At 70.5% G+C, this 21,898-nt stretch carries 20 protein-coding genes and 1 tRNA gene; 15 read left to right on the forward strand and 6 right to left on the reverse strand.

Translation table 11 applies throughout. The features are described 5' to 3' along the window. The first annotated feature begins 10 nt into the window (after window positions 1-10). From shc to AB0C35_RS07685, 4 genes are all read left to right on the forward strand, one after another. Entirely contained in the window at window positions 11-1,906 is a 1,896-nt protein-coding gene (gene shc, locus AB0C35_RS07670; RefSeq protein ID WP_358451743.1) for a squalene--hopene cyclase, read from the forward strand. Continuing rightward, on the forward strand, window positions 1,903-2,907 hold the full coding sequence (hpnH, locus tag AB0C35_RS07675; RefSeq protein ID WP_358451745.1) for an adenosyl-hopene transferase HpnH: 1,005 nt from the start codon (window positions 1,903-1,905) through the stop codon (window positions 2,905-2,907). The genes shc and hpnH overlap by 4 nt, the downstream gene beginning before the upstream one ends. Window positions 2,908-2,964: 57 nt before the next feature. Continuing rightward, a complete protein-coding gene (locus AB0C35_RS07680) occupies window positions 2,965-3,795 on the forward strand; it encodes an SAM-dependent methyltransferase (RefSeq protein ID WP_358451747.1) in 831 nt (276 codons plus the stop codon). A gap of 161 nt (window positions 3,796-3,956) precedes the next feature. Beyond that, window positions 3,957-6,212, forward strand: a complete 2,256-nt coding sequence (locus AB0C35_RS07685; protein WP_358451749.1) for an alpha-glucosidase — start codon at window positions 3,957-3,959, stop codon at window positions 6,210-6,212. Between the two features lie 3 nt (window positions 6,213-6,215). Here AB0C35_RS07685 and AB0C35_RS07690 read toward each other — a convergent pair whose 3' ends face one another. Further along, window positions 6,216-7,058, reverse strand: coding sequence for an SMP-30/gluconolactonase/LRE family protein (locus tag AB0C35_RS07690; protein WP_358451751.1), 843 nt, complete (start codon window positions 7,056-7,058; stop codon window positions 6,216-6,218). Window positions 7,059-7,290: 232 nt separating this feature from the next. On the opposite strand from AB0C35_RS07690, the gene AB0C35_RS07695 reads away from it, so the two are divergent. After that, entirely contained in the window at window positions 7,291-8,355 is a 1,065-nt protein-coding gene (locus tag AB0C35_RS07695; RefSeq protein ID WP_358451753.1) for a methyltransferase domain-containing protein, read from the forward strand. Here the strand turns inward: AB0C35_RS07695 and AB0C35_RS07700 are convergent. Next, a complete protein-coding gene (locus AB0C35_RS07700) occupies window positions 8,334-11,189 on the reverse strand; it encodes a BTAD domain-containing putative transcriptional regulator (RefSeq protein ID WP_358451755.1) in 2,856 nt (951 codons plus the stop codon). The genes AB0C35_RS07695 and AB0C35_RS07700 overlap by 22 nt on opposite strands. A gap of 99 nt (window positions 11,190-11,288) precedes the next feature. Then, window positions 11,289-11,741, reverse strand: a complete 453-nt coding sequence (locus AB0C35_RS07705; protein ID WP_358451757.1) for a GNAT family N-acetyltransferase — start codon at window positions 11,739-11,741, stop codon at window positions 11,289-11,291. A gap of 476 nt (window positions 11,742-12,217) precedes the next feature. Between AB0C35_RS07705 and AB0C35_RS07710 the strand changes: the two genes are divergently transcribed. Continuing rightward, a complete protein-coding gene (locus tag AB0C35_RS07710; RefSeq protein ID WP_358451844.1) occupies window positions 12,218-12,718 on the forward strand; it encodes a pyridoxamine 5'-phosphate oxidase family protein in 501 nt (166 codons plus the stop codon). A 42-nt stretch (window positions 12,719-12,760) separates the two neighbouring features. On the opposite strand, the gene AB0C35_RS07715 is transcribed toward AB0C35_RS07710, so the two are convergent. Both AB0C35_RS07715 and AB0C35_RS07720 read right to left on the reverse strand, forming a co-directional pair. Beyond that, complete coding sequence (locus tag AB0C35_RS07715; protein WP_358451759.1) at window positions 12,761-13,867, reverse strand: hypothetical protein; 1,107 nt, start codon at window positions 13,865-13,867, stop codon at window positions 12,761-12,763. Beyond that, window positions 13,867-14,709 (reverse strand): SDR family oxidoreductase, encoded by an 843-nt coding sequence (locus AB0C35_RS07720; protein ID WP_358451761.1) that lies wholly within the window; start codon window positions 14,707-14,709, stop codon window positions 13,867-13,869. The genes AB0C35_RS07715 and AB0C35_RS07720 overlap by 1 nt, the downstream gene beginning before the upstream one ends. A gap of 77 nt (window positions 14,710-14,786) precedes the next feature. Here AB0C35_RS07720 and AB0C35_RS07725 point away from each other — a divergent pair, with 77 nt between their 5' ends. From AB0C35_RS07725 to AB0C35_RS07745, 5 genes are all read left to right on the forward strand, one after another. Next, the gene (locus tag AB0C35_RS07725; RefSeq protein ID WP_358451763.1) at window positions 14,787-15,425 is read left to right on the forward strand and encodes a TetR/AcrR family transcriptional regulator; all 639 of its coding nucleotides are present in this window, start codon (window positions 14,787-14,789) and stop codon (window positions 15,423-15,425) included. A gap of 278 nt (window positions 15,426-15,703) precedes the next feature. Beyond that, window positions 15,704-16,471: a hypothetical protein gene (locus AB0C35_RS07730; protein WP_358451765.1), complete on the forward strand. Its 768-nt coding sequence runs from the start codon at window positions 15,704-15,706 to the stop codon at window positions 16,469-16,471. Between the two features lie 161 nt (window positions 16,472-16,632). After that, on the forward strand, window positions 16,633-16,992 hold the full coding sequence (locus AB0C35_RS07735) for a hypothetical protein (RefSeq protein WP_358451767.1): 360 nt from the start codon (window positions 16,633-16,635) through the stop codon (window positions 16,990-16,992). A 126-nt stretch (window positions 16,993-17,118) separates the two neighbouring features. Continuing rightward, the gene (locus tag AB0C35_RS07740) at window positions 17,119-17,427 is read left to right on the forward strand and encodes a hypothetical protein (RefSeq protein WP_358451769.1); all 309 of its coding nucleotides are present in this window, start codon (window positions 17,119-17,121) and stop codon (window positions 17,425-17,427) included. 69 nt (window positions 17,428-17,496) lie between these two features. Next, window positions 17,497-17,697 (forward strand): hypothetical protein, encoded by a 201-nt coding sequence (locus AB0C35_RS07745; RefSeq protein ID WP_358451771.1) that lies wholly within the window; start codon window positions 17,497-17,499, stop codon window positions 17,695-17,697. A gap of 187 nt (window positions 17,698-17,884) precedes the next feature. Here the strand turns inward: AB0C35_RS07745 and AB0C35_RS07750 are convergent. After that, window positions 17,885-17,956 (reverse strand) — tRNA-Arg (locus tag AB0C35_RS07750). A 106-nt stretch (window positions 17,957-18,062) separates the two neighbouring features. Here AB0C35_RS07750 and AB0C35_RS07755 point away from each other — a divergent pair. The 4 genes from AB0C35_RS07755 to AB0C35_RS07770 are packed head-to-tail and all read left to right on the forward strand — an operon-like array spanning window position 18,063 to window position 21,843. After that, the gene (locus AB0C35_RS07755; protein WP_358451773.1) at window positions 18,063-18,446 is read left to right on the forward strand and encodes a response regulator; all 384 of its coding nucleotides are present in this window, start codon (window positions 18,063-18,065) and stop codon (window positions 18,444-18,446) included. Between the two features lie 21 nt (window positions 18,447-18,467). Then, window positions 18,468-19,154 (forward strand): DALR anticodon-binding domain-containing protein, encoded by a 687-nt coding sequence (locus tag AB0C35_RS07760; RefSeq protein ID WP_358451775.1) that lies wholly within the window; start codon window positions 18,468-18,470, stop codon window positions 19,152-19,154. Beyond that, window positions 19,151-20,542 (forward strand): diaminopimelate decarboxylase, encoded by a 1,392-nt coding sequence (gene lysA, locus AB0C35_RS07765; protein WP_358451776.1) that lies wholly within the window; start codon window positions 19,151-19,153, stop codon window positions 20,540-20,542. Before AB0C35_RS07760 ends, lysA begins: the two co-directional genes overlap by 4 nt. Next, window positions 20,539-21,843: a homoserine dehydrogenase gene (locus AB0C35_RS07770; RefSeq protein WP_358451778.1), complete on the forward strand. Its 1,305-nt coding sequence runs from the start codon at window positions 20,539-20,541 to the stop codon at window positions 21,841-21,843. The genes lysA and AB0C35_RS07770 overlap by 4 nt, the downstream gene beginning before the upstream one ends. Window positions 21,844-21,898: the final 55 nt, after the last annotated feature.

Consider the following 21,898-nt stretch of genomic DNA (forward strand, 5'->3'; position numbering starts at 1 on the left):
AGGAGCGCGCATGACCACGACGGAAGTTCCCGGACTCACCGGCGCGGCGGCCGCCGCCGCGGAGGCGGCCCGCGACCATCTGCTCGGCCTCCAGTCGCCCGAGGGCTGGTGGAAGGCGGAGCTGGAGACCAACGTGACCATGGACGCGGAGGACCTGCTGCTCCGCCGGTTCCTCGGCGTCGGCTCCGAAGACGACACCCGTGAGGCGGCGCGCTGGATCCGCTCGCAGCAGCGCGCCGACGGGACGTGGGCGAACTTCTTCGGCGGCCCGCCCGACCCGTCCACGACGATCGAGGCGTACGTCGCGCTGCGGCTGGCCGGGGACCCCGTGGACGCCGGTCACATGCGGCGCGCCGCCGCGTACGTGCGGGAGGCGGGCGGCATCGAGGGCGGCCGCGTGTTCACCCGGATCTGGCTGGCGCTGTTCGGGCAGTGGTCGTGGGACGACCTGCCCGTCATGCCGCCCGAGCTGATGTTCCTGCCGAGCCGGGTGCCGCTGAACGTCTACGACTGGGCCTGCTGGGCGCGGCAGACGATCGTCCCGCTGACGGTCCTGGGGTCGCTGCGTCCCGTCCGGGCCCTGCCGTTCGACCTGCCGGAGCTGCGCAGCGGTGTGCGCCCGGCGCAGGACGCGAAGGGCTGGGGGCGCGTGTTCGGCACGCTCGACCGCGTCCTGCACGTGTACGAGAAGCGGCCGGTGCGCCCGCTGCGGGCCGCCGCGCTCCGCCGTGCAGCCGACTGGATCATCGCCCGCCAGGAGGCCGACGGCTGCTGGGGCGGCATCCAGCCGCCGTGGGTGTACTCGCTGATGGCCCTGCACGAACTCGGCTACGGCCTCGACCATCCGGTCATGAAGCGCGGTCTCGCCGGGCTCGACCGCTTCACGATCAGGGACGAGAAGGGGCGCCGGCTGGAGGCGTGCCAGTCGCCGGTATGGGACACCGTCCTCGCCATGAACGCCCTCGGCGACGCCGGAGTGCCCGCCGGTGATCCGGCCCTGCTGCGGGCGGCGGCCTGGGTCGTCGGCGAGGAGGTCAAGGGGCCGGGCGACTGGTCGGTGCGGCGCCCCGGCCTCCCGCCGGGCGGCTGGGCCTTCGAGTTCGACAACGACTGCTACCCCGACACCGACGACACCGCCGAGGCGATCCTCGCGCTCCGCAAGGCCGACTTCCCGGACGCGGCGGCGCCGATCGAACGCGCCGTCCGCTGGCTGTCCGGCATGGCCTCCCGCGACGGCGGCTTCGGCGCCTTCGACGCCGACAACACCCGCGAGCTGTGCACCAAGCTGCCGTTCTGCGACTTCGGCGCGGTCATCGACCCGCCGTCCGCGGACGTCACCGCCCACGTCGTCGAGGCGCTCTCCCAGGAGGGCCTCGCGGAGACGACCGTGGTCAAACGGGCCGTCGTGTGGCTGCTGAAGGCCCAGGAGGCGGACGGCTCCTGGTTCGGGCGGTGGGGGGCCAACCACGTCTACGGGACGGGAAGCGTGGTGCCTGCGCTCATCGCCGCCGGCGTCCGCCCGGACAAGCCCGCGATCCGCCGCGCGGTGACCTGGCTGGAAGAGCACCAGAACGACGACGGCGGCTGGGGCGAGGATTTGCGCTCCTACGACGACCCGTCCTGGATCGGCCGGGGCGCGTCCACGGCGTCCCAGACGGCGTGGGCGCTGCTGGCGCTGCTCGCCGCCGGTGAACGCTCCGCCGCGGTGGACGGCGGCGTCCGGTGGCTCGTCGACCATCAGCGCCCGGACGGGAACTGGGACGAGGAGCACTTCACCGGCACCGGTTTCCCCGGCGACTTCTACATCAACTACCACCTCTACCGGCTGGTGTTCCCGATCAGCGCCCTGGGCCGCTACCTGGAGACCGCCGAATCCGCCGTGCCAAAGGAGGTCCGGAGACCATGAGCATGCCGCTACGCCAAAGCGTTCGCATCGGGAGCTACATCCTCCGCAACAAGCTGCGCGGCAAGGAGAAGTTCCCGCTGATCGTCGAACTGGAACCGCTGTTCGCCTGCAACCTGGCCTGCGCCGGCTGCGGCAAGATCCAGCATCCCGCCGACGTGCTGAAGAAGCGCATGCCCGTCGAGCAGGCCGTCGCCGCGATCGAGGAGTGCGGCGCGCCCATGGTGTCCATCGCGGGCGGCGAACCCCTCATGCACCCGCAGATCGACGAGATCGTGGGTGAACTCGTCAGGCGCAGGAAGTTCGTCTTCCTGTGCACGAACGCGCTGCTCATCCCGAAGAAGCTCGACAAGTTCAAGCCGTCGCCCTATTTCGCGTGGGCGGTGCACATCGACGGCCTCCAGGAACGCCACGACGAGTCCGTGTGCAAGGAGGGCGTCTTCGACGACGCGGTCGCCGCCGTCCGCGAATGCCAGCGCCGCGGTTTCCGCGTCACGACGAACACGACGTTCTTCAACACCGACACCCCGCAGACCGTCATCGAGGTCCTCAACTACCTCAATGACGACCTCAAGGTCGACGAGATGATGATCTCGCCGGGGTACGCCTACGACAAGGCACCCGACCAGGAGCACTTCCTCGGCGTCCAGGAAACCCGGGAACTGTTCGCCAAGGCCTTCGCCGGCGGGAACCGGAAAAGGTGGCGGCTCAACCACTCGCCCCTCTTCCTGGACTTCCTGGAGGGCAAGGTCGACTTTCCCTGCACGGCCTGGGCGATCCCGTCGTACTCCCTCTTCGGGTGGCAGCGTCCCTGCTACCTGATGTCGGACGGCTACGCCCAGACCTACAAGGAACTCCTCGACGAGACCGACTGGGAGTCCTACGGCCGGGGCCGCGACCCCCGCTGTGCCAACTGCATGGCCCACTGCGGTTACGAGCCCACGGCCGTCTTCGGCACGGTGAGCTCACTGAAGGAATCGCTACGGGCGCTTCGCACCACTTAGGGCATCCGTCCGGATTACCATGATCCAGACATCGGACCACGACCGGACAGGGTGACCATGGCGGACGACCGCGCGGACGAGACGCCGGAGTGGCCTCCGGCCGAGCTGGACTTCAGCAAGCCCACCATCGCCCGCGCCTACGACGCGCTGCTCGGCGGCAAGGACAACTTCGCCGCCGACCGCGCCCTGGCCGACCAGACGGCGGAGTTCATCCCGGGGCTGCGGGAGTCGGCGGTCGAGAACCGCAAGGTCCTCGTCCGGGGCATCCGGTACCTGGCGCGGGACGCCGGGATGGACCAGTTCCTCGACCTCGGCAGCGGGCTGCCCACCGTCGAGAACACCCACGAGGTCGCCCAGCGCGAGAACCCCGGAGCGCGCGTCGTCTATGTCGACATCGACCCGCTGGTGTCGGTGCACGGGCGCGCCCTGCTGGCCGACGACCACGTCACCAGGGTGATGACCGGCGACGTCCGCGACCCCGCGGCCATCCTCTCCGCGGACGAGGTGAAGGGCTTCCTCGACTTCTCCCGCCCCGCGGTGATCATGCTGGTCGGGATGCTGCACTACCTCTCCCCGGACGTGGTCGACGACGTCGTCGCCGCCTACCGCGACGTCCTCGTCCCCGGCAGCCACCTGTTCATCACGTCGCTGGTCGACACCGGCCTCCCGCAGCAGCAGGAACTCGCCCGCATCACCCGCGAGAACCTCGAAGAGGGCTGGGCCCGCACCCCCGCGGAGATCGAGGCCCAGTTCGGGGACGGCTTCGAGCTCGTCGAACCCGGCGTCACGTACACGGCCCTGTGGCGCCCCGACGGCCCCGTCGACCCCGGGAACCTCGCCCCGGGCGAACAGCTCGGCATGGCTGGCATCGCCGTCAAGAGGCGCTGACACCCTCGACCCTCCACCCCGCGTGAGCGCCGCGCCACGCGGGGTTCTCGGCTGCGATCAAGTCTTGTTGACGGTGTGACACACGATGTATAAGTGTCAAACGTGCTGGCTGCCGCCTCGCGTCCGTCCGTCTCGCGCTCGTCCGGTCAAGGGGGCCCGCGGTGAAGTTGCGTTCCAGGCTGCTGGCGGTCGTCCTGCTGCCGATGCTCGTCCTGCCGCTGACGGCGTCCACGGCGCAGGCCAACGTCCTGGACACCCTGTCGCCGGGTTCCCTCACCCTCGCTCCCGGCGTGACGGGAACGACGGCCGTGGGCGGGTTCCGCGTGACCGTGGACCGTCCGGGCGGCCATGCCCGCCTCGCGGTGACGTCGGACGGCCGCACGGTGTGGGCCGGGGTGCCCGGACGCGCCTTCGCCGTCGCGGGCCTGGGCCGCCTGTCGTGGCGTGAGCGGACCGGCATGTTCAAGCCGGACGAACTCGTCACCTGGCGGCTCGCCGACCAGCGCATCGAGCGCGTCACCCGGTCCGGCGGGGACGTGGTCGTCAGCGGCACGCTCAGCGGCGGCCTGCTGAAGGCACCCTACGAGTGGCGGATCTCGGCGTCCGGCGAAGGCCGCGCCGCCGTCGACCTGAAGGTCGGCACGGTGACCGGCGCCGGCCTGCACCGCCCGCCGGACGTCGTGGCCATGGCGTCGCAGCGCGGGCGGAACGAGCGGTTCCACGGCTTCGGCGAGCAGTTCGCCCCGTTCGACCTGGCCGGACGCCGCGTGCCGATCGTGGTCCGCGAACAGGGCATCGGACGGGGCCGGCAGCCGCTGACCGCGATGGTCGACCTGGTCTCCGGCCAGGGCGGCTCGTGGGACACCGCCTACGCCCCGATGCCGTTCTACGTCACCAGCGCCGCCCGGGGATTCGCGCTGACCGGCAGCCGCTACTCGATCTTCGACCTGTCCCAGGCCGGGCGGGTCGTCGTCCAGACCTGGGGCGCCCGGCAGCACGCCGAGCTCTACACGGGCCGCGAACCCGCCGACGTCCTCGCCGCGCACACCGCCTCGGCCGGGCGGATGGGCCCGCTCCCGTCCTGGACGCGCGACGGCGCCGTCCTCGGCCTCCAGGGCGGCACCGCGAAGGTGCGCCGGACCGTCGCGGAGATGCTCGCCGCCGGCACGAAGATCTCCGCCGTGTGGCTGCAGGACTGGAGCGGGCAGCGCACCACCTCGTTCGGCGACCGCCTCTGGTGGACGTGGCAGCTCGACCGCGAGCGCTACCCCGGCTGGGACGGCCTGGTGGACGACCTGCACCGGCGCGGCATCAAGGTGCTGACGTACGTCAACCCCTTCCTCGTCGACCCGTCCGGCAAGCCGGGCGGCGTGCCCCGGGACCTGTTCGCCGAGGCCCGCGACCGCGGCTACCTGGTCGCCGGGGCGGACGGGTCGCCGTACATGCTCGACCAGAGCGAGTTCTCGGCCGCGATGGTCGACTTCACGAACCCGGCCGCCCGCGAGTGGTACGCACGCGTGATCGCCACGGAGGTCGCCGGGGTCGGCGCGGACGGCTGGATGGCCGACTTCGGCGAGGCACTGCCGTTCGACGCCGTGCTGCACGCCGGGTCCCCGGCCGAGCTGCACAACCGGTGGCCGGTGGAGTGGGCGGAGGTCAACCGCCGCGCCTGCGACCTGTCCGGCGGGCCGGACTGCCTGTACTTCATGCGGGCCGCCTACACCGGCTCACCGGGACGGGCGCCGCTGTTCTGGGCCGGTGACCAGCTCGTCGACTGGGACGCCCACGACGGCCTCGCGTCCGCGCTGCACGGAATGCTGTCGGCGGGCGTGTCCGGCATGACGCTGAACCACACCGACATCGGCGGCTACACCGCCGTCGACACGCCGTTCGGCGACTACCACCGCTCCGCCGAACTCCTCCAGCGCTGGGCGGAACTGTCGGCCTTCGGGGTCTTCTTCCGCACCCACGAGGGCAACAAGCCCGCCGACAACGCGCAGGTGTACGACACACCGGACAGCCGGGCCGCCTTCGCCCGGACGAGCCGAATCTACGCCGCCCTCGCCGGCTACCGCGCCACCGTCGAAGCCGAGGCCGCGCGGGGGCTGCCCGCCCTCCGCCACACCTGGCTCGTCCACCCCGGCAGCCCCGCCGCGACGGCCGGAGACCAGTTCTTCTTCGGCTCGTCCCTGCTGGTCGCCCCCGTCCTCAAGCCGGGCGCGTCCAGCGTGGCGGTGCATCTGCCCGCCGGACGCTGGATCAACGTCTTCACCGGCCGCGCCTACGGCGACCGCGCGCAAGACGTCCGGCTGACCGTCCCCGCGCCGCTCGGCACCCCCGCCGCCTTCGTCCGCGCCGGCGACCCCGGCGGCGCGAAGATCCGGGCGGCGCTGCGGGAGGCCGGCCTCACCCGCTGACCGTCACGGCCAGCCCGCCCCCGGAACCTCGACCTCGGTCGCGAGCACCCGGCCGCTTCCCGGCGCCACCGGGTTCTCCTCGGTCATGCCGCGCCACTCGGCGGCCACGACGAACAGCGTCGTGCCCTGCGGGCCGCCCAGCGCGCAGGCGAACCCGCCGCGGTCCAGCTCGACGACGTCCAGGACGGTGCCGCCTTCCGCGACGCGCACGCACCGCTGATTCGGCACGTCGGCGTACCAGACGGCGCCCTCCGCGTCGAGGCAGATGCCGTCCGGGACGCCCTCGCCCAGATCGGCCCAGACGCGCCGGTTCGACAGCCCGCCGTCGGCGCCGATGTCGAAGGCCACCAGGGCGCTCCGGTAGGAGTCCGCGACGATCAACGTGGAGTTGTCCGGCGTGACGGCCATCCCGTTGGGGAAGTCGATGTCGCCGGCCACCTCCCGCACGGACCCGCCGGCTGATGCCAGGAAGACGAAACCCGGCTTGACCTCCTCCCCGGCCATCGGGTTGAAGCCGATCCGGTTGACATAGGCGTTGCCGCGGCCGTCCACCACGATGTCGTTCCACCCCGGCTCGCCCAACTCCGCGTGCACGGCCAGGTCTCCGCCGGGCTCCCGCCGCAGCAGCCGCCCGTCGGCGGACGAGACGATCACCATCCGCCCGTCCGGGAGCCAGGCGGTGCACAGCGGCAGCGACTCCACCCGCGCGACCACCTCGCTGCCGCCGTCCAGGTCCACGGCGACGACCTCGCCCGCGGACCAGTCCGAGAAGTACAGCCGGCCCCCGTGCCAGCGAGGCGACTCGACCAGCCCCCGCCCACCGAGCAGCGTCCGGACCTCACCCATCTAGATCACACCCCTTCCGACGTCTCACCCCCTACACGAATGCCCCACCCCCAAATCGACACGCCCCCCACACCGAACGACCCGCGGCGCCCCGGCCTATCCCCGGATCACAGCGACTCGGCGGCCTCATGGCTGGGCGCCGCAGGGGTAAGGGCCGTGTGAGCGTCGTGTGAGCCCGCGGTGAGGCGCCGCCCGCATGATGCGGGGGATCCACAGAACACGGGGAGGAAGAATGGCAGCAGAGGAAATCACCGAGCGGTTGATGGCGGACGCGGTGACCACCATCGAGATGCTCAACGTCGCCCTGGGCGTCCGCCTCGGGCTTTACCAGGCGCTGGCAGAGGGCCCCGCCGACGCCCGTGCCCTGGCCAAGGCCACCGGCGTCCACCCGCGCTACGCGCGCGAATGGCTCGAACAGCAGGGCGTGAGCGGGATGCTCACCGTGGCGGCCGACGACGACGATCCGTACGCGCGCGCCTTCGCGCTGCCCGCGGACGCCGGTGAGGCGCTGCTGGACGCCGACAGTCCGTTCTTCGTGGGGACGCTGCCCGGGATGGTGGCGTCCATCGCCGAGGTGCTGCCGCAGGTGGCGGGGGCGTTCGAGTCCGGCGGCGGCGTCCCGTACGCCGCCTACGGGACGGGCACCAGGCACGGCATCGGCGGGCTCAACCGGCCCATGTTCCGCGCGGGCGTGGCGGACTGGGTCGCGGCGATGCCCGACATCGCCGCGCGGCTGTCCGACGGCCCGGGAAAGGTTCTCGACCTCGGCTGCGGCACCGGCTGGTCGGCCATCACGCTCGCCGAGACGTTCCCGTCCACCAGCGTGCACGGCATCGACCTCGACGAGGCATCGGTCGAGGAGGCGTCGGGGAACGCCGCCGGGCGCGGGCTGGACGGCCGGGTGACGTTCGCGCTCGGGGACGCCGCCGACCCCGGAGCCGGCGGACGCTACGACATGGTGTGCGTGTTCGAGGCGCTGCACGACATGGCCGATCCGGTGGCGGTGCTGCGGTCGGCGCGGGACAGGCTCGCCCCCGGCGGAGCGGTCCTGATCGGCGACGAGAAGGTGGCCGAGCACTTCACCGTCCCGGGCGACCTGGTGGAACGGCTGAACTACGCGATCAGCGTCCTGCACTGCCTGCCCGCCACACGGGCCGAGGGCACCGCCGTGGAGGCCGGCACCGTGCTGCGGCCCCACGTCGTGCGCGGCTATGCCGAGGAGGCGGGCTACGGAAGCTGCACCGAGCTGCCCATCGACCACGACCTGTGGCGCTTCTACAGGCTCGACCCCGCCTGACCTGCGTCGGGACGCGCGGCCTCGGCGATCGCGGTGAGGGCCAGCCCGACCAGGTCGTCCAGTGATCGCCCGGCTCCGCGTTCCCTGGCCCGGCCGACGGCGTCGGCGCCGAGCCGCTCCCGGGCGGCCGCGAGCGCCCCGACCAGCTGGACGGCCTCGGGCGCGTCGGCGGGAAAGCCCACCGGCGCGCCCTCCAGCGCACCGTCGAGCTCGCACGCCGTCGCCTCCAGACCGGCGGCGACCAGCAGCGGGATCAGATTCCGCAGGGTGACCCATTGCTGGGTGCGATTGCCGACCCGCCGCCAGTGCTCGATGGCGTCCCGGTAGGCCGGCAGCGCGGTGGCGGGATCGGCGTCCGTCCGCCCCCGCAGCGTCACCACGGACACGGTGGCGATCCCCTCGATGAAATGCGCGCCCAGGGCGCCCGCCAACCGGCGGGACTCCTCCAGCAGTTCCAGCGCACGCACGGGATCGCCGTGCATCCATGTCTCACCGGCGTAGTACAGCGCCACCGCCTTCAACGCCGGCTCGCCGCTCTTGTCGGCCACGGCGCGGCAGTCGTCCGCGGCCTGGCGCGCGGCCTCCACGTCACCCCGGTAGGCCAACGTGATCGCCTTGCTGCCGAGGGCGCCGCAGATCAGGCCGAGGTCGTCCGAGTCGGCCTGCCGGACGGCCCCTTCGTACTGGCCGATGGCCTCGGCGAACCGTCCCTCCAGCACCGCGACGTCGCCCAGGACCGCCCGCGCGGCCGCCGAGTTCGGGGAGCCGGGCGGCGCATCGGCCAGGGCGCGCCGGGCCAGCGCGGTGGCACGGCCGAAGTCCCCGCGCGCCCACGCCCCGAACGCCGCGGACGCCAGCGCGGCGGGCCGCAGCGGGTGCCCCGCCGCACCGGGCAGCTCCGCCGCCGTCGCGGCCCACTCCTGGAACTCGAAACGCATGTGGAAGAGCGCGTACAGCGTGAGCTCCGCCGCCAGCTCGACCGCCGCCCCGGCGTCCTCGGCACAGGCCCAGCGGAGCGCGGCGCGCAGCTCGTCGACCGGCAGCGGCCCGTACGGGTGCCGGCGGGCCACGGCGATCTGATGCCGGGCGTGCGCGGCGGACAGGCTCAGGTCCTCGCCGTGGCGGGCCAGCAGCTCCGCGGCGTACGCACGGACCGTGTCCAGCAGCCGGTACCGGTCGTCCTCCGGGCCCGCCACCATCGACTTGTCCGCCAGCCCGGCCAGCGCCACGGCGATCCGCCCGGACGGCAGCAGGCCGTCGGCGCACACCGCCTCGGCGTCGGCCAGCCCGAACCGGCCGCTGAAGACCGCCAGCCTGCGCAGCAGTATCTGCTCGGACGGGTCGAGCAGGGCGAACGACCAGTCCAGGACCGCCCGAAGGCTGCGATGCCGGGGCCCGCCCGTCCGCCACCCGCCGCTCAGCACGTCCAGCGCCGGACGGTCGACGACGGCGCCCAGGCCGAGCCCCCGGACCCGCGCCGCGGCCAGCTCGATCGCCAGCGGCAGCCCGTCCAGCCGCGCGCACAGCGCCGTCGCCCGCGGCACGTCGCCGGGCGCCAGATCCGGCCCGCCGGACGCGCGCAGCCGTTCGGCGAACAACGCCACCGCCTGCGACGGCTCGCGCAGCGGACCCACCGCGAGGACCTGCTCACCCGGCACCGCCAGAAGCTCCCGGCTGGTCGCCAGGACCGTCACCGCCGGGCACTGCTGCACGATCCGCTCGACCAGCTCCGCCACGGCCGGCAGCACATGCTCGCAGTTGTCGGCCACCAGCAGGGTGCGGGCCGGACGCAGCACCTCGACCAGCGCCTCCCGGACGTGGCCGCTGACCGGCTCGGGCAGCCCGAGCGCGTCGGCGAAGACCCGCGGCACATCCGCCGGGTCACCGGCCGCCGCCAGGTCGATCCAGCTCGCCGCCCGTGATCCGGCGACCTCACGGGCCAGCCGCGTCTTGCCCACCCCGCCGGGCCCGACCAGGGTGACGATGCGCGCACCGTCCAGCAGCTTGGTGAGCCCCGCCAGCTCGTCGGCCCGGCCGACCAGCGCGGTCAGCGGCCGCCCCGGAACCGGTGCCGGACCGGTCCGCGGAGCCGCCCCGGGGAGCGTGTGGCGCAGGATCCGGCCGTGCAGCCCTTCGAGTTCCGGCGACGGCTCCAGGCCGAGTTCCTCACGAAGCCTCATGCTCAGCGAGCGATAGACCTCCAACGCCTCACTCTGGCGTCCCGCCAGGTAGAGGGCCCGCATCAACAGCCCATGCGCCCTTTCGCGCAACGGGTGCGCGGCCGTGAGCTCGCGCAGTTCCCCCAGAGCCCGGTCGAGCCGGCCCAGCGCGAGCCACGCCTCGCACCGGCTCTCCTCGGCCGCCGTCCGCAGCTCGCCGAGCCGCACCGAAGCGCCTCGCGCGAAACCGTCCGCGAACTCGGCGTACGCCGGCCCGCGCCACCGCGCCAGCGCCGTCTCCAACTTCTCCGCCGCGGCACCCGGATCCCGGGCGAGCAGCGCGCCGGCCTCCCGCACCTCCCGTTCGAACAGGGTGGCGTCGACCGAACCGGGATCCACGGCCAGCAGGTATCCGGGCGACCTGGTCACCAGCACGTCGGCGCCGATCCGCCCCCGCAGCCGCGAGACGTTGGTGTGCAGCGCGTGCCGGGCCCCATCGGGCGCGTCGCCGTCCCAGAGCGCGGCGACGAGTTCCTCGGCGCCCACCACGTGCCCCGCCGCGAGCAGCAACCGGCACACGAGCGCCCGCTGCGCCCTGCCGGGCATCGCCAGACGCTCGCCGTCGCGCCGCACCTCCAGCGCGCCGAGCACCCCGAACTCCAACGCGCCGCTCATGACGTCCGCCCCCATTCCGGAGCCTGCGGGCACCGCCCCACCCGAATTGTGGCACGCCGGCGCTGCCGCGACCGCGCTGTCCACCTTCGGACATGAGGCTCACCGAAGCGCCTTCTCCAATTCGATCTCGTCCCGAATCGGAATGCCGTAAGAGCCGGTCACGGGAATTTCAGGTTTGACCCGTCTCCGGGCGTCCATGACGGCGTCCTGGTGCAGGATCGCCAGTCGGAATCCCCGGCGCTGGTAGAAGCGCAGGGCATCGACGTTGTCATTGGTGGTGATGAGCCACAGCCGGACGTACCCGTGCCCCACCGCCCACCGCTCCGCCGCCCCGACCAGCGCGGTGCCGGCCCCCTGCCACTGCTCGGCCGAGTGCAGGGTGAGGATTTCGCAATGGCCGCGCGCCTCGTCCGGCACATAGGTGAGGACCCCCAGCAGGCGCCCGCCGTCCTCGGCGTCCTCGGCCACGAAACCCGGATGGTCGAGCGGCTCAAGCAGTTCGCCCAGCCGAGCCACCCTGCCGCTGTGATTCCGCTCCAGAAACTCCTGCACCGCCCCCCGGTCGGCGTCGCCGCGCGGACGCACTCTGATGAGACCGGGGAGATCAGATCGGTGGGACATTCAGATCACCTTCCACCACCTCGTCACATCACGGTACCCATCTGAGCTGATCGCCCCAGGCCGGAGAATCAGCCCTTCGCATTGACGGAGACGTGCGTCGAATGCCCGCCTAGACGTCGCCGGCACAGCCGAAGCGACCTTCTCGGCCGTGACGCACCGCGGCTCGCCGGACGCATCGTCTCGGCCCCGGAAGGCGGCGTCTGCCGGAGATAAGGTCGTCCTGTGAAAGGCGGCGCCGAAGTCGGCCGACCCGGTCGGCGAGATCAAGATCCACCGCGTTCCGGGGCCGTTCCGGTGCCGTTCCGGAGTTTCACACCGATGTTCCAGCCGCTCGAACACGTCGAGGCCATCGAGCCCCCGCCGGCCGTGCACCCGGGCCGCCACAACTTCAAGGACGCGTGATCGCAATGCACGACCTCGACGCGCATGCCCGCGCGCTCATCGACGCCAACCTGTACGTCACGCTCGGCACCGCCGACGCCGAGGGCAGCCCGTGGGTCTCGCCCGTGTACTTCGCGACGGCCGACTACGCCGAGTACTACTGGCTGTCCGCCCATGACGCCGCCCACTCGCGCAACATCGCGCGGCGCCCCCAGGTGAGCATGGTCATTTTCGACTCACAGGTTCCGGCCTACCACGGCCGCGCCGTCTACCTGTCGGCGACGGCCGTCGAACTCGCCGGCCGTGACCTCGACCGAGGCCTCGGGATCTACCCGGGTCCGGCGACACGCGGGGGGAGCAGCGTGGCGCATGACGACGTCACCGCGCCGTCGCCCTACCGCCTGTACCGCGCCACCGTCACCGAGGCGTTCGTGCTCTGCCCGCGAGAACCCCGGCAACCGTGTCGGCTGCACTCGATCAACGTCGACCACCGAGCGCCCGTCCTCCCGTGGCGGCACGCCCGGTAGCCGCCGGGTCTCGGGACTTCAGCGGGGTGGGCGTACCGCGCGCTATTCGGGCTTGGCGATGGTGCCGTAGTCGAGTCCTCCATGGCTGTGGGTGGGGACGATCGGCCACTGCCGCTTCCAGTCCGCGCATTCCGAGGACGGGATGATCTGCAACCATTCCGGGTTCCGGGGCGACGGCGACGCCATGGCCTTCTCCTTGACCATCGAGTCGTACTGGTCCAGGGAGTCCTCCAGCGTGTTGGAGTTCAGGACCACCTCGCGCCCGTAGAAGGACGCCTGCTGCCGCACCCCGGGAATCTTCGACAGTTCGGGCTGCCAACTGTCGGCCGCCATGCCGTTCTCCGACGACACCCAGATCCCGTCCGGCGTGTTGAGCACGAGCGAATGGTTGCCGTCGGTGTGGCCCGGCGTCCACAGCAGGCTGACACCGACACCGAGTTCCACGTCCCCGTCGAAGACCTCCAGCCGTTCGGCGGGGACACCGTCCATACCCCTCTCGACGTACCAAGCCCATTGCATGGGGTGCATGGACTCGAACGTGCCGAGTTCCTTGCGGTGGACGAGGAGCCTGGCGTTCGGGAAGAGCGGCTCACGCGGCGCCGATTCGCCATCGATCGGCTTGTCGCTTCCCATGATCATGCGCACGTCCTGGACGTGCAGGTGATCGAAGCTGACGTAGTCGATGTCCTCGTTGCTCAGCCCGAGGCCGGGCAGGACCCGGTCGGGATCGTTGTAGTACTTGACGAACAGGCGCTCGGCGCGCATTCGCTGCGACAGTTTCTGGAGCTTGCGGTAGAAAGGCGCCTCCGCGGACCCCGCGGCCACGGTCGGCTCCCACACGAGGGTCTTCAGCCGCCCGTCGAAACCGTCGAACTGGATGACGAACATCCGGTTGATGATGGTGATCAGCGGGTTGACGTTCACGGAGTACCCCTGGAAGGCGAACCGCGCAGGATAAGGGGCCGCCGCGATGTCGACGCTCTTGACCGCCCGGACCCGTCCCTGCTTGGCGAACCGTTCACGGTAGCGCTCCGCGGCCGAACGAATGGCCTTGAGCCGGTCGCCGCGCGGCCAGACCTCGTGCACCCCGTCGAACTCGGGGATCGGCCGGACGCCCTGCCGCTCAGCGGCCGCCGTCGTGTCAGTCATCATTCCCCTCCCGGGGTGTCGCTCAGATTGCGTGATTCGTAGGCCCGCCGGACCGATGTGCCCGAGACCGACCGGATCTGGTCCGGCACCAGGACGCGGAAGAGGAGGTCGCGGGCACGCTGCGGCAGGACGTCCGCCCAAGCGGCCAGCGGCCCGACATAGCCGGGCAGGAACACCTCGAACCGCGGACGCTCGATGACCGCGATGACGGCCCGCGCCACATCGGCGGGCCCGAGGAGCCTCGCCGCCCCGGTCGCCGTGCCCGCGGCGAGCTCGGTGTCGACCACGCCCGGCATGATCACCGAGATCCGGACGCCGCTGCCGCGCAGCTCCGCCCGGACGCCCTTGAGGTAGCCGTACACGCCGTGCTTGGACGCGGCGTAGGTCGCCTCGCCGGGCGGTGACAGCTTCGAGGCCGCCGACGCGATCGTGACGATGTGGCCCCGGCCGCGTTCCCGCATCCGGGGAGCGGCGAGCTTCACGCCCCTGATCACACCGTGCAGGTTGACGTCCAGCTGGCGTGCCGTGGCGGACTCGGGCTCGTCGGCGAAACCGCCGACCCACATCACGCCCGCGTTGTTGACCAGGACGTCGATGGGCCCCCACCGGTCCTCGACCGCTGCGAGGAAGGCGGTGAAGGACGCGGAGTCGGTGACGTCGAGGTCGAAGCCCGCCACGCCATCCGGCAACTCCCCGGCCGCCGTCCGCACCGCTTCGGCGTCGCGGTCGCCGATGGCCACCCGGGCGCCGGCCAGGGCGAGCCGGCGAGCCGTCTCCCGGCCGATCCCGCACGCGCCTCCGGTCACTGCGACCACGCGTCCCGCCAGTGGTCTCGGCCTCACGTCGTGCACCTCCCATTCTGACACGCTCGCATGTCAGATCGTTCCCTAGACTGCCAGGCGGGAAGGGGATCGCGCAAATGGTGCAGACGCAGAACGAGGGACGGCACTACTCGGGGGTCGCGCCCGCCGAGCGCGCCAGGAGGCGTCACGAGGCCGTCCTCGCCGCCGCACTGGAGCTGTTCGGCACGGACGGCTACGCGCCGACCTCGGTCAAGAAGATCTGCAAGGAGGCCGGGCTCACGGAGCGGTACTTCTACGCGTCCTTCCGGGACCGCCACGACTGCCTGGTCCAGCTCTACACCGAACTGACCGGAGGCCTGCGGTCCGCGACCCTGGCCGCGATCGACCGGACGGCCGGCGCGGACCTCGACTCGATCGCCGACGCCGGCCTCACCGCCTTCATCGACTACCTCACGGCCGACCCCCGGCGCGCACGCGTGGTCCTCATCGAGGTCGTGGGAGTCTCGGACGAACTGGAGACACGCCGCCACGGGGTCCTGCGCGAGTTCGCCGAACTGATCACCACCGTCTGGACGACAGCGGACGAGCCCACGACGACCGTCCTCACGGACGAGCAGAGACTCACCGCGGTCGGCCTGGTGGGAGCCGTCAACCACCTCCTCGTCGACTGGCTGCTGAGCGGCCGGGAAACACCTCCGTCGAAACTGGCCGCGGTCTGCTCCACCTTGTTCTCCGCCGCCCGGCAGCCCGGCTGACGCACTGCAAGGAGACTCAACGTCCGGCCGCTCAGTCCGAACCAAAGGACGCGCATGCCTCGTCAAGCACCAGGCGGCTGCAGTACCCGAAAGCCTTTCGGCATTTGGCGAAGACCTCCCCCGCCTCTGCTTGCAACCCCACTCTCCCACGCGGGCAGCCAACGTTAGGACCGCTCTCAACTGAAGCGTGCCGACGTTCTTCTCGCCGAGGCCGAACCACCACGCGGCACGACTGCATCGGGTAGCGTTGAGCGCCCTGAAGAGCTCAGAATCGAGGGATGATGGCCGAGGGGGCACAACTGACCGACGTAGAAGAAGTGATCGCCCGCCTGGAGATGCTCGCCTCGGACTCAGGTGGTCGAATAGAACTCGGGCCGAACGTGACCGACGCGGAGATGCTCTCATGGCCGGTCACGCCGCCCACGGAACTCCGCACGCTTTTCAGGAGGGTCGGCGGATTCAAGCTCGGCCACTACAGCTTCGACTTCAATCATCAGGCCAATCACACGCCGGTGGTCGCCGACGACTATTACCCGCTGAGGGACAGCTCCACGAGCTGGGTAGTAGACGACGGTATGGGTTTTTCTACGACCTTCTACATCGACATCGATGCGGAAACTGGAGAGTGGGGTCGGGTCTTCAGCTTCTGGAGAGACCCCTATGCCAGCCTGGTAGCCCCGAACTTTCTGAGCTGGCTGGACAACTTGGCGACCGGAATGGCCACTGCGCTGGAAAAGTCCTCTGGTACGGGTGGCGACCTCTCCGAGGCGTTCATGGAGTGGATCCATGAGAGCGAGGAGTCGTTGTTCCGGGATCATCATGAGAACGCCGTAGACCCCGTGCCGGTCGCTGACGCCCTGGCCTCCGATGACACGGAGATGGCGGAGGTCGCCGCCTTACTGCCGGCCGAAGCCTACTTGGCGGACCTCCGGGAGGCGGTGTATCCCACCGAAGTGCCGTTCGCGCGCTTCATGCCGATCGCGGCCTACAGCCGCTTTCACGGTGGACGATTCCTGGCCGCGGCACCCCTCGACGACGAGGATTGATCGGCCTATCGATCACCCGGCCAAGACGTACACGGGGATGTCCCGCCCTGTACCCCCGTTGCCAGCCGCGCGTACATACTCGAAGCCCGACACCAGGACTCGCGCGGACAACGAGGTATGGATTGGTGCTGAGCCCTCCGGCTGCCTATAGCGTCTGTCGCATGGAGATGCCCGACCTTGCGGACCTGATCTGGCTCTTCGAGGACGACCCGTTCTCGGAGTACGAGGACATGGCTTGGCCCGTCGGCCTTCAATCGTTCCGTCTACGACGAGGAACACGTGAAGTGCTCTTCTCACTCGATCCCACGTCGGGTGAGGCGTACCTGACGATGTACGAGGCGGGCGAAGAGACCATGTCGATTGGTCGCCTCCGCAGGTTGGAGAGCCTCACTGTTGACAAGCGGGACGAGTATGAGGGCTTGGTCCTCCTCTTCGCGAGTGATGACCTTGATCCTTTGCGGTTGCAGACACGACCCGTTATTCGTCTCTCGTGGAACGTAATGCCGCTCGGAGCTTGGTGACCGGTACACACGAAGCTCGGGCATCCCCTGGTCACCAAGGACCGTCACAAGCGCCAGAGCCAGAGGCCCGACCGAAGGCGTCCCTTCGCCCTGTCGGTGCGCTCTGCCGTGTGCGAGCATCCCGGAATGGTTGAGGTGACGTTGGACGTCGACGCCGATCCGGTGCCCTTGCTGATGGTGCAGACCGAAACATGGGAGGTGCACATCTGGGCGCCTCTCGCGGACTTGTCTCGACTGAGCGGGATTCGTGAGGCAAGTTGGGACGAGCGGCGCTCCTTGAAGGTGGGCATCTGTGCGGGCTCGCCGGTCTTCTGGTCGGTGTCTGGAGACGAGCGGGCAACGATGCTGATCGGCCAGGACGACGAGACATGGGATGCAGCGTTGATGATCCCACTCCAAACCGTCGACGAGATCGTCGCCCTCGCACGTCCATGACGGGCCGCCGCCCGCTCCCGTAACTGGGCGTTCAACCCGCCCCGGCGAACCTCGGACAAGCAGGACGAGATGGCAGCAACACCGCCCTGGCTGGCAAAGGCGCCAGTCCCGGTGTCGACGCTGGGAGACCCCAGGCTGATTCGAGGCGACGACGACACCTTGCCCTCGTCGGTCTGCGGCTTGCTGGAGATCGGCGAGACGAAGTCGGCGGTCGGTGAGCAGTGGACCGATGACGGCGAGGTGCACGAAACGCGCGGCCTCAAGAGATGACCGGTCGACACCGTGCACTAATCCAGATGGCTGGGGTGACCTGAGCAGATGGCCTCAAAGCGGTTCCGCGTACGTTGCGGAAACCGTGACGATCGGCGGTCTTCGGCGGCACATGCCCGCATACGCAACGAAACCCGGCAGCCTGGCGAAGCGCCTGGTCAGCCGGGGTTTCCGAGATCATCTGAGGTGCCCCCTGCAGGATTCGAACCTGCGCACACGGCTCCGGAGGCCGTTGCTCTATCCCCTGAGCTAAGGGGGCCCTGCGCCCTCGGGCGGCGCGGTAGAAGGTTACCAGGGTTGGCGGGGTGACGCGCACGTGGGCGTTCGCCGTGCGTGTGGGGTTGGAGTGGGCTAACTTCGAGGCCGTGACCGAGCCACTGGGACGCGTTCTGGTCGTCGACGACGACGAGGTGATCCGCCAGCTCATCGCCGTGAACCTGCAACTGGAGGGGTTCGAGGTGTCGACCGCGGTGGACGGTCAGGACTGCCTGGAGAAGGTGGCGGACGTCAGCCCGGACGTGATCACGCTTGACGTGATGATGCCGCGGCTGGACGGGTGGGTGACCGCGATCAGGTTGCGGGAGGATCCGAGGACCGCGCACATCCGGGTCGTGATGATCACTGCCAGGGCGCAGGAGCATGACGTGCGGCGGGGGCATGAGATCGGTGTGGACGCTTACGTGACCAAGCCGTTCGACCCGAACCAGTTGATCCAGACGGTGCGGAAGCTCGCCACGGTGTCCAGATAGTGGTCGGATAGTCTCACCAGGGTGACTCCAGGCGATGTCGGTGGTGCCCTTGTGCGCGCGGTGCGGGACGCCGTGGCGCTGGGTGAACTTGATGTCCGGGTGCCTGAGAGTGTGGTTGTTTTCAGTCGTGGTGCAGGGGTTTATGAGAGTCCTGTGGCGCTGAGGCTTGGGGTGGATCCGGGGGTCATCGCGCGCCGTGTCGGGGGTGTCGTCACCGGGCGCGGGTTCGTGCGGGTTGTGGTTCCGGTGGCTGAGGTGCTCGATGCTGTTGCTGCGTTCCGGGCTGTGCGGGGGCCCAGGGGCGGGTGGAGTGAGTGGCCTCGGACGTTTGAGAATCCTGGGTTTTCGGTGCGTTATGCCTATGCGCGGGCCTGCTGGGTGGGGCGTTGGGCTTCTGAGCTGAGGGTCGGGGCAGAGCGTCCTCGGGATTTTGCGCCTGAAGAGCTTGAGCTTGTGGGGGCGTTGGGGGACGTGCCGGGACGGGCTGCGCAAGCGGAGCGGGAACGGGATGCAAGGCCGCTGATGTTTTGTTTGGAGAGAGTGGCCGGGGCGTACCACGACGTCCATGAGCGGTGTCCCGCTGTGCCCAAGGGTGATGAGGAGCCCGGGGCGGTGCATGCGGGACGGGTGGGCTTGGCGGAGGCCGTGAAGGTCGTCCTCGGCAACGGGCTGAACGTTATTGGTGAGACCCCTAGAGAGCGGATATGAGTCGAGTACATCCAGCTGGGCCCCTGCACGCTGATGTTTTGCCGGAGGACCATCCGGTGGGGCCGGCGGACGATCTGAATGCGCTGGAGCCCACGGTCTGGCCGCGCAGCGCCAAGCGGGATGAGGGCGTTCTCACCGTCGGTGGTGTCGACGTCCGGGATCTGGCGCGGGAGTACGGGACGCCTCTGTACGTCTACGACGAGGAGGACGTGCGGAGCCGGGCCAGGGAGTATGCGGCGGCGTTCCATGACGGGGACGTGCACTATGCGGGCAAGGCGTTTCTCTGTGCGGCCGTGGCGAAGTGGCTGAACGAGGAGGGTCTCGGGCTCGACGTGTGCAGTGGCGGCGAGCTTGCCATTGCGTTGGCGGCTGGGTTCCCTACGGAGCGCATCACGTTGCATGGGAGCAACAAGGCGTCCTGGGAGATTGAGAAGGCCCTTGAGGTCGGGGTCGGACGGATCGTGCTCGATTCGTTCGAGGAGATCGCACGGGTGGGGTACATCGCCCAGGAGAAGGGTGTCCGGGCCAAGGTGATGGTGCGCGTCACCACGGGTGTTGAGGCGCACACTCACGAGTTCATCGCGACGGCCCATGACGACCAGAAGTTCGGGTTCTCCCGGAATTCCGGGGCCGCTCTTGAGGCCGTGCGCCGGGTGCTGGGGCTGAAGCAGCTTGAGCTGGTGGGGCTGCACAGCCATATCGGGTCGCAGATCTTCGAGGTGGACGCGTTCGAGGTGGCGGCACACCGGCTGGCGGGGTTGCTGGTGGCCATCCGGGACGAGCACGGGATCGAGCTTCCGGAGCTGGATCTGGGCGGTGGGTACGGGATCGCGTACGTGCCGGGGGAGGAGCCCCACGACCCGAAGTCGATCGCGGACTCGTTGCGCGACATCGTGGTGCGCGAGTGCCGGGCCTACGGGCTGGCGCTGCCGCGGCTGACGGTGGAGCCGGGGCGGGCGATCGTGGGTCCCGGCGGCATCACGCTGTACGAGGTCGGGACGGTGAAGGACGTCGAGGGCCTGCGCACGTACGTCTCGGTGGACGGGGGCATGAGCGACAACCTGCGCACGGCCCTGTACGGCGCCGACTACACCGGGGTGCTGGCCAGCAGGGCGTCTGAGGCACCGCCCATGCTCAGTAGGCTTGTCGGCAAGCACTGCGAAAGCGGGGACATCGTGGTGCGTGACCTGTGGTTCCCCGAAGATCTTGCGGCGGGGGACCTGGTGGCGGTCGCCGCGACCGGTGCGTACTGTCGATCGATGGCCAGTAACTACAACTTCGTCCCGAAGCCCGCCGTGGTGGCGGTGCGGGACGGCAGGTCACGCGTGATCGTCCGGCGGGAGAGCGCGGAGGATCTGCTGCGGCTCGATGCGGAGGTCGAAGCGTGAAACCCGGACTGCGCGTGGCGCTGCTCGGATGCGGCGTGGTCGGCACGGAGGTCGTCCGGCTGCTGAACGAGCAGGCGGACGACCTGGCCGCGCGGGTCGGGACGCCGCTGGAGCTGGCGGGGATCGCGGTGCGGCGGCCCGACCGGGTGCGCGAGGGCGTCGCCCGGGAGCTGCTGACGACGGACGCGCAGGGCCTGGTGACGAGGGACGACGTCGACATCGTCATCGAGGTGATCGGCGGCATCGAGCCGGCCAGGACGCTGATGCTGGAGGCGATGAAGGCCGGCAAGTCGGTCATCACGGCGAACAAGGCTCTGCTGGCCGAGGACGGGGCGACGCTGTTCGCGGCGGCGAGGGAGTACGGCGCCGACCTGTACTACGAGGCGTCCGTGGCGGGGGCGATCCCGCTGCTGCGGCCGTTGCGGGAGTCTCTGGTCGGCGACCACGTGCATCGGGTGCTCGGCATCGTGAACGGCACCACGAACTACGTCCTCGACCAGATGGACACGCATGGTGCGGGGTTCAACGAGGCGCTGGAAGAGGCGCAGGCGCTGGGTTACGCGGAGGCCGACCCGACGGCCGATGTGGAGGGTTTCGACGCGGCGGCCAAGGCGGCGATCCTGGCGCAGCTCGCCTTCCACACTCCGGTGACGGCCGCGGACGTTCACCGCGAGGGCATCACTGAGGTGAGTGCCGCGGACGTGGCGGGCGCCCAGGGGATGGACTGCGTCGTCAAGCTTCTCGCCATCTGCGAGCGGGTTCCTTCGGAGGACGGCCGGAACGGGCGCGGCGTGTCCGTTCGCGTGTATCCGGCGATGATTCCGCGGTCGCATCCGCTGGCGAGCGTCCGCGAGGCGTACAACGCGGTGTTCGTGGAGGCGGAGTCGGCCGGTTCGCTGATGTTCTATGGCGCGGGCGCCGGTGGCGCCCCGACGGCGTCGGCGATTCTCGGTGACCTGGTCGCGGTGGCGCGGAACGTCGCCGGCGGTACGCCCGGACCGGTCGAAGTGACCTACGCGAAGCTCCCGGTACTGCCGATGGGCGAGACGGTCACGCGCTATTACATACAGGTGGACGTGACCGACGAGGCCGGTGTTCTGGCCACGGTCGCCGAGGAGTTCGCCAGGCACGGCGTGTCGATCCAGGCCGTCCGGCAGGTCGGGCTGGGCGAGGAGGCGCAGCTCGTCGTCGTGACGCACCGGGCGCCGGACGCGGCGCTGGCGGCGACGGTCGAGGGGCTCCGCGGGCTCGACATCGTCCGCGAGGTGGCGAGCGTCATGCGCGTCGAGGGCGAGGAGTGAGCCTTCTCCGGACGTGTCCCCGGAGCCGGGCCCCGAAGACCCTCCCGGGGATGAG

The organism is Spirillospora sp. NPDC048819, assembly GCF_040650055.1.
Taxonomy (GTDB): Bacteria; Actinomycetota; Actinomycetes; order Streptosporangiales; family Streptosporangiaceae; genus Spirillospora.